Annotated in this window: 5 protein-coding genes (1 of these 5 cut by a window edge); 2 read left to right on the forward strand and 3 right to left on the reverse strand. The window is 66.4% G+C overall.

Features of this window, described 5'->3' with window-relative positions; all coding sequences use genetic code 11:
* The first annotated feature begins 110 nt into the window (after positions 1-110).
* Positions 111-635, forward strand: a complete 525-nt coding sequence (locus IR187_RS16270) for a hypothetical protein (RefSeq protein ID WP_194955624.1) — start codon at positions 111-113, stop codon at positions 633-635.
* A gap of 20 nt (positions 636-655) precedes the next feature.
* On the opposite strand, the gene IR187_RS16275 is transcribed toward IR187_RS16270, so the two are convergent.
* On the reverse strand, positions 656-1057 hold the full coding sequence (locus IR187_RS16275) for an acyl-CoA thioesterase (RefSeq protein ID WP_194955625.1): 402 nt from the start codon (positions 1055-1057) through the stop codon (positions 656-658).
* Positions 1054-1356, reverse strand: coding sequence for a hypothetical protein (locus IR187_RS16280; RefSeq protein ID WP_194955626.1), 303 nt, complete (start codon positions 1354-1356; stop codon positions 1054-1056). Before IR187_RS16280 ends, IR187_RS16275 begins: the two co-directional genes overlap by 4 nt.
* A 126-nt stretch (positions 1357-1482) precedes the next feature.
* Between IR187_RS16280 and IR187_RS16285 the strand changes: the two genes are divergently transcribed.
* Positions 1483-1908, forward strand: coding sequence for a CBS domain-containing protein (locus tag IR187_RS16285; protein WP_194955627.1), 426 nt, complete (start codon positions 1483-1485; stop codon positions 1906-1908).
* Here IR187_RS16285 and IR187_RS16290 read toward each other — a convergent pair.
* Positions 1893-2500, reverse strand: partial view of a lipopolysaccharide biosynthesis protein gene (locus IR187_RS16290; RefSeq protein ID WP_194955633.1) — the 3' end only. The gene runs 889 nt beyond the window's last position; only the last 608 of its 1497 coding nucleotides appear in the window; the start codon falls outside the window, past its right edge; its stop codon occupies positions 1893-1895. The two genes, IR187_RS16285 and IR187_RS16290, sit on opposite strands and share 16 nt — an antisense overlap.

Consider the following 2500-nt stretch of genomic DNA (forward strand, 5'->3'; position numbering starts at 1 on the left):
TTCCTGCACCATCGTGCCGACGAAACAGGTGAACTCCTCGACCGGCGCCCCCGCCGCCCGCCGAAGATCTGGGCGACCTGAAATTCTATCGCATTCCCTTTCGCGTCGATGTGGCGGCCAAGGGACAGAAGCAGGTGGCGTTGCTGGCGAAGGACAAGGTGGCGGTTGAACAGCTCTATGGCGGCACGCTTGTCGATTTCGGCGGGCGCGATCCGGTACCGTTGACCATGCGGCTGCGCATCGAGAACCGCGAATCCGCCGGGCTCGGGCTGGCGATGCCTGCCGGGGCGGTCATGGTTTTCGAGCAGGTGGGCGGGCGCCGCCTGCTGGTCGGGGAATCGGCGATCGGCGACAAGGCCGACGGCGAGCGGATCGACTATGATCTGGGCTATAGCCCGGCGGTCGGTTTCCAGATGATCGAACGCGACCGGTCCGATCCCGACATCCGCCAGTGGGAGGTCCGGCTGAGCAATGCGCGGCCATTCGACGCCGAGGTCGAGATGCTGATTCCCTTCGCCCTCGATCCCGCCCCCGACGGGTGGGAGCGTCGCGGCAGCAATTGGGTATGGCGCACGCGCGTTCCGGCAAACGACAGTCTGGTCCAGATTTTCCGCCAAAAACTGCGCGGCGACTGATTCGGCCCGCAGAAAGCGGCTCAGGCGGGCGGCAAGGGCCGCGGACGGTGGTTTTCGTCGAGCGCAACGAAGGTAAAGACGCCTTCGGTTACCCGCTCCTCGGTCCGGCCACCGTCGCGCGTTGCGATGACCTCGATCCGGATCGCCATCGACGTGCGCCCGCGCCGTTCGATATGGGCATAGATCGAGATGATGTCGCGCAGCAGGATCGGGGCGATGAACTCCATCGTCTCGATCGCGACGGTGGCGACCGCGCCCTGCGCTTCCCGCCCGGCGACGATACCACCGGCAATGTCCATCTGGCTCAAGACCCAGCCGCCGAAGATATGGCCGTTGGCGTTGATGTCGGCGGGGCGGGGGACGACGCGCAGAATCGGGTCGCGCGGGCAGTCGGGGGCGGCGGGCGCGGGCTTATCGGTCATGGTTTCAGGTCCGGATCGTCCTCGAACGGATCCTCGATCGCTTCGTCATGTCCGCTGCCGCTCGACAGAAACACCAGCCCCATCAACGCGGCGCCGAGCAGCACCGACAGGCCGACCCCGGCCGTCGTCGCGATGATCATGTGGATCGTCAACCCGTCGCCGATGCTGAAATGCAGCCAGACCAGCGCGACAATCACCGCGGCGATCGACACCAGCGCCATGCCGCGCATCAGGCGGCGATAGCGCGCCCAGGCGATTTTCGCCGTGGCGTCGCGGTCGAGGGGCGAAGGTTTCACCATGCGCGCCTCCATGAACGATGCCGGGGCCAAGGCCAAGCCGAAAGGCGTCCGCGCGCCCGGTTTCGGCTTTGGCGCGAATCATGATAGGCTTGGCATCCAGAGAATCGAGATGGGGAGCGGCAAGGCATGACGATCGGAGCGATCCTGCACGGGCGCACGGGCCCGGTCATCGCGGCGCGCAAGGAGGACACGGTGCGCGCCGTCATCGACCTGTTGGCGCAGCACCGAATCGGTGCGGTGCCGGTGATGGAGGGCGACGCGATCGTCGGCATTTTTTCCGAGCGCGACCTTGTCCGCCTGATGTCTTCCTATGGCCCCGACGCACTCGACCGCCAGCTTGACGAGGTGATGACCAAATCACCGGTCACCTGCGAACCGGGGACCGCGGTGATGGGGGCGCTGTCGCAGATGACGCAGCGCCGGATTCGCCATTTGCCGGTGGTCGAGGGCGGGAAGCTGGTCGGATTCGTGTCGATCGGCGACCTGGTCAAATATCGTATCGACCGGATTGAGGCCGAAGCCGCGGCGATGCGCGACTATATCGCCTCCTGATTCGCGACCTCGACCGCGGGCGGCTGGCGGCGGAGCACCAGCCGTATGACCTCGCCGAGCGCTTCGCGTTCGAGCAACCAGAGCAGGCCGACATAAAGTGCGGCGCCCAGCGCGACGAGCATGACAAGCTGCAACGGGGCGGCGAGGCCGAGCGGCGCGATCGCCTGCGCCGTCAGGCCGACGCAGACGGCCATCACCAGCGCCGGCGCAAGTCCGGGCAACATCGCGCGCCCGACATCCCATAGCGACACGCCGATCAGCGGCGCCGACAGGCGTGCGGTGACGATCAGCAGCAGCGGCGCGCTGACCAGCCATGCCCATGCCATGCCGACGAGCCCCCATTCGGCGCCGATCAGGAACGCCGCCGGAAAGATAATCGCGCCGCCGAGCGCGGTGAACATCGAAATCGACGGCTTGCCGAGTGCATTGGTCAGCGGCGCAAACAGGATCTGGACCGTCATCAGCATCAGCGCGAGCGCGATGATCTGGATATAGGGGGTCATGCCCAGCCATTTGGTGCCGAACACGGTTTCGACCATCGGCGCGGCGGTGACCGCAAGGCCGCAATAAAAGGGCGCGGCGACGAGCATCA

Source organism: Sphingopyxis solisilvae (genome assembly GCF_015475875.1).
GTDB classification, from domain to species: Bacteria; Pseudomonadota; Alphaproteobacteria; order Sphingomonadales; family Sphingomonadaceae; genus Sphingopyxis; species Sphingopyxis solisilvae.